We start from the raw sequence: 3,270 nt of genomic DNA on the forward strand, positions 1-3,270 counted from the left end.
TTCATTTGCACGTATCACCTTTCATTGCTTGTTTCTCGACAATTCAAGTATATAGAAATCGGTGATTACGTGCTTTTTTATTTATGAAATTTTTTTAAACCCCAACAAATATTATAGAGCCTAAAAAACAAACCCGGCCATCATTTATGGTCGGGTTTGTTTTGAATATTATGCAGTTACTGTAGCTAATTTTTGTGCAGAAGCTTTAACGCGTTCCATACCTTCAGCAATAATTTCTTCTGCGCGGTTTGGTTCTGCGTTGTGACCTTCAATTACTACTTCGTCTAGAAGTTCCATACCAGCGATACCACTAAATACATTTTTAATGTAGTTAACTGACATTTCCATTGGCTGTGCTTCAGGAGCAGAGTAGTAACCTCCACGAGCGTTTAATACAACAAACTTTTTGTCAGTCATTAATTGAACCATTTGGCCTTCTGCATTATATTTGAACATGAATCCAGCAGCATATACATAGTCAATAAATGTTTGTAATTTAGCAGGGATTGTTAAGTTCCATAATGGGAAAGCAAGTACTACTACATCCGCAGCAGTTACTGCATCCATAGCCTTTTGTTTTGCAGCTAGAAGACGAGATTCTAATTCTGTTAACTCTTCACCATTTTGAACTTTACCGAATGCGTTGAAAAGTTCTTGTCCGAAGTACGGTGTATCTTCTTCAAATACGTCATAAACAGTAACGTTTAAACCTGCTACTTTTTTCGCTTCCTCTACATAAGTTTCGAACATTTTAGTTGAAACGCCATCTGGACGATTGTTTGCTTTAATTACTAATACATTAGTCATTCTATATAACTCTCCTTTAATCTCAATATTATGTATCTTGAAATCAAGACATAATGTCATCTTAAAGGAGATAAAATATTATTTCAATAAAACAGCACTCATACTTTTGACCGATTTTCTTGTTTAGTAGACTTACTATAAATCACATTGGCCATCTGTACATGTAGCGCCATTATCTCCAACCATTTTTAATTTTGGCTTTAAACCAGCCTCACTAGCAGCTTTAGAGATTGTTTGATCGAACAACTCTTGGGGTTGAGCACCCGAAATTCCATATTTGTTATCAATAACAAAGAATGGTACTCCGCGCACACCTATGCTTTGAGCTTCCATTATGTCTCTTTCTACGTCTTCTTCGAATTGATTACTATTTAATATTTCTTCTGCCTCTAAACGGCTTAAACCAACTTTTTCAACTAAATTTAATAATATTTCCCCTTTACCAATGGCAGCACCTTCTAAAAAGTAAGCTTGTAAAAGTTGCTCACTCAATTCAGCGCCCTTCCCTTTTGTCTCAGCCCACTTTGCTAATCGATGGGCGGCGTTTGTATTTGCTTCCTTCATAATGTCAAAATTATAATTTAGCCCAATTTCTTTTGCTCTCTCTGCAATATTTTTGGTCATATTTTTCGCCTGTTCTTCGGAAACATTATACTTTTTGGCTAATGCTGCATAGATGGATTGATCTGAATCAATTGGAGTCGTAGGATCTAATAAAAAGCTTTTTAGCTCCACTTCTATTTGTCCTTCATAACCTGAATCTTTAATCGCCTTTTCTAGTTGGCGTTTGCCAATATAACAAAATGGACAAACATAATCTGACCATACTTCTACTTTCATAGTGGACTCCTCCTTTTTTCCCATTGTACGAATATAATATTTTTCCCACAATTAATTTGCTCATTGAATATTGGATTGCTATTTACGGAATACTTATAAAAAATAAGCAAAATGGGGGCACATATGCAAAACTCTCTATGGTTAAAAGATAATGAATCACAACAATTATCCGAATTATCCACTTCTGTAGATTGCGATGTTTGTATTGTTGGTGGAGGACTTACAGGTATTTATTCAGCCTATTTGCTTGCTAAAAGGGGACTTAATGTTGTCTTACTGGAAGCAAAACCTTCCTTAGCAATTGGAACAACGGGGCATTCGACGGGAAAATTAACTCCACAGCATGGGGTTATCTACTCTAAATTAATAAAATCCTTTTCTGAAAATGAAGTGGCAACCTATTATGATGCAAATAAAAGTGCAATTGAAAACGCCCTTGAATACGCATCAAAAGATACATTTCAAAAAGCAGACTCATATTTATACGCCACTACAAATCAAGGACTGCAGACGATACAAGATGAATTTAATGCCTATAAAAAATTGAAAATACAAGGAATGGAATCAACGGATACCGAATTGCCCTTCTCTATTATTTCTGCTTTAAAAATGGAGAATACTTATCAAATTCATCCGACAAAGTTTGCGAATCATTTCGTTAACTTGGCCCAACAGGCTGGGGCATCGATTTATGTCAAAACCCGCGTGACGAAGGTTGTTCTCGATCAAAAATATGTGTTAACAGAAAAAGAAAATATCGTTACATTTAAAAAACTATTGTTATGTACCCATTACCCAATTGAATCTATTAGAGGGTTAGTAACAACAAAATTATCTATCGAACGTTCCTACTTACTCGCTTCAAAAACAAATGAATTATTAAAGGGACAATACTTATCCGTCGAAAATCCATCTCGTACGATACGTACTGCCTTAGTATCGAATACACCGTACTTTATTTATGGGGGTAGTAGCCATAAAGCTGGTACAAAAAAGGATACTAAATCCTATTACAAAACCCTCGAAGAGGAAATGAATTCCATTTTTCATTTATCCGATCCTCCATATTATTGGAGTGCTCAAGATCCGGATACGCCAGATTTAGTCCCGTATATTGGTCCCATAACTGAGGATGAGCCAAATATATTTATAGCAACCGGTTATCGAAAATGGGGACTATCCAATTCCCTCGTCGCAGGGGAAATTATATCAAGCTTAATCGCCCAAGAAAGGCATAGAGCCGCCGATATTTACAGTCCTTCAAGAGGACAATTTGGTAAAAACTTATTAAGGGCATTGAAAATAATTGGGTTTGTTACAACAAATTTAGCTGGTGGCTATTTAACTCGAATGGAAGCCCCAAAATGTACCCATCTAGGATGTAAAACTAGATGGAATGAAGGAGATGAAACATGGGATTGTCCATGTCACGGTTCCAGGTTCGATAAAAATGGAGACGTTATTGAAGGACCAGCTGTCTATCCATTAAAAATTGATAAAGCAAAATAAAGAGGCTGGGACAAAACCCACCTCTGAAATGAAAAGCCGGTGAAATTTTACGATAAGTAAAATTTCACCGGCTTTGATTATTTTAAATAAAAAATAAGGACCACTTCTGATAAA

General features: G+C 35.8%; 3 protein-coding genes. 1 reads left to right on the forward strand and 2 read right to left on the reverse strand.

Annotated elements, in window-relative coordinates; all coding sequences use genetic code 11:
- Window positions 1-168: 168 nt before the first annotated feature.
- Together EC501_RS18165 and EC501_RS18170 are read right to left on the reverse strand one after the other, a co-directional pair.
- Window positions 169-807, reverse strand: a complete 639-nt coding sequence (locus tag EC501_RS18165; RefSeq protein ID WP_122973743.1) for an FMN-dependent NADH-azoreductase — start codon at window positions 805-807, stop codon at window positions 169-171.
- Between the two features lie 135 nt (window positions 808-942).
- A complete protein-coding gene (locus EC501_RS18170; protein WP_122973744.1) occupies window positions 943-1,647 on the reverse strand; it encodes a DsbA family oxidoreductase in 705 nt (234 codons plus the stop codon).
- A gap of 123 nt (window positions 1,648-1,770) precedes the next feature.
- Between EC501_RS18170 and EC501_RS18175 the strand changes: the two genes are divergently transcribed.
- Window positions 1,771-3,156, forward strand: coding sequence for an FAD-dependent oxidoreductase (locus tag EC501_RS18175; protein WP_122973745.1), 1,386 nt, complete (start codon window positions 1,771-1,773; stop codon window positions 3,154-3,156).
- Window positions 3,157-3,270 lie beyond the last annotated feature (114 nt).

This window comes from Lysinibacillus halotolerans (assembly GCF_003711845.1).
GTDB lineage: Bacteria > Bacillota > Bacilli > Bacillales_A > Planococcaceae > Ureibacillus > Ureibacillus halotolerans.